This window comes from Endozoicomonas sp. SESOKO1, from assembly GCF_024606265.1.
In the GTDB taxonomy this organism is placed as follows: domain Bacteria; phylum Pseudomonadota; class Gammaproteobacteria; order Pseudomonadales; family Endozoicomonadaceae; genus Endozoicomonas.
In genome coordinates this window covers 1-1,305 of the sequence record NZ_JAHHPP010000261.1, presented here as the reverse complement: position 1 = coordinate 1,305, position 1,305 = coordinate 1, and the positions used below count along the sequence as shown (strand labels likewise).

The following is a 1,305-nucleotide window of genomic DNA, read 5'->3' as shown; positions in this document are numbered from 1 at the left end:
CCAGATCGCGGAGTATGGCTTCTCCCTGTTCAACACCGGACGAGGCATATTTTTTCCCCAGTATGGTGCGTACTCCAGGCTGGTGGCTGCGCTCACGAAACAGAAATCCGTGGTCTTTTGATTGACCGGAAATATCGACACTCCAGCCGGTGATGGCCCCGGCCAGTTCCTGAATATCGTCCAATTGATAACCGCCATTGATCCCCAGTGTGTGTAACTCAAGAATTTCCCGGGCCAGGTTTTCATTGATTCCTTTGTCAGGCTTATTCCGTTTTCTTAAGGCAACGGCCTGTTTTGAGTCAGGGCCAATGGATTTATCGTTATCGAGATAAACGAGCATGGCAGGATGCTGTTCTACGGCGACCAACATCTCGGCAAAAGAGCCCTGTAGATTGGGGGCAATGGCCTCACGCTCCAGCGTCGGTGCCAATGAGGTCATTATTCCCCCCTGGGCAGTGACACTGAAATGGTTGGAAAAAAAGTCAAGCAGGCGCCAGCTGAAGGAGTGTGTACTGTCAATGGCGCGGCTCAGATTGTCATAACAGAAACGGAAATAATTTTTCCGGCTGTCGTTTGTCGCCATATTATTGTTATCAGATGCTGATTCCCGGTTTGCTGCAGAAGCTTTTTGCGCTCTGAAGCTGTGGTACTGTCTGATCACCGTGGCGCTATCGGGCAGGGACAAGTCAAATTGAGGCGTGATCAACTGTTGCAGCAGCCAGTCCCGGGGGGCTGACTGTGCTAACTTGATTTCCCCCCGCCTGGCTCCCAGGCCAAAACGATTGCTGGCAATCACTGCCTGTTGGTTATTCATATCGGTTTTCTATCCTGATAGTACTTATGCTTGCTTACTGGCTGATCGCATACTGTCTGCTGCAATGTTTCATTGTCTGCACAAGATGGATAACATGGACAAAAAGCGTTCCTGATATCATCCATTATCAGATAAAGGCTGGGCAATAACAGTAAAGTAATCGCCGTCGCAAAAACAATACCAAAACCCAGGGATATGGCCATGGGGATCATCAATGCTGCCTGACGGGAAGGCTCCAGGATCATCGGTGCCAGACCGCCAAACGTGGTCAGGGTGGTTAAGATAATGGGTCTGAAGCGTCGCCGACAGGCAGCCACCAGGGCGCTGACGGTATCCAACCCGGAACTTTTCTGTTTATTGGTTTCGGTCACTATCAATAAACTGTCGTTAATGACCACGCCGCTCAGTGCCAGGGCGCCCAGAAGACTGACGACGCTCATTGAATAACCCAGCAATATATGGCCTGCGACTGCACCGATCAGTCCATAAGG

The 1,305-nt window shown here is 50.7% G+C and carries 2 protein-coding genes; both read right to left on the bottom strand.

All coding sequences use genetic code 11. The annotated features are described in order from the left end of the window. The coding region (locus tag KDK13_RS12005) for a DUF1800 domain-containing protein (protein WP_257285210.1) at positions 1-814 on the bottom strand (814 nt) is incomplete at its 3' end. Then, a partial coding sequence (locus tag KDK13_RS12000) for an efflux RND transporter permease subunit (RefSeq protein ID WP_257285209.1) occupies positions 811-1,305 on the bottom strand: 495 nt, incomplete at its 5' end. The genes KDK13_RS12005 and KDK13_RS12000, both read right to left, overlap by 4 nt.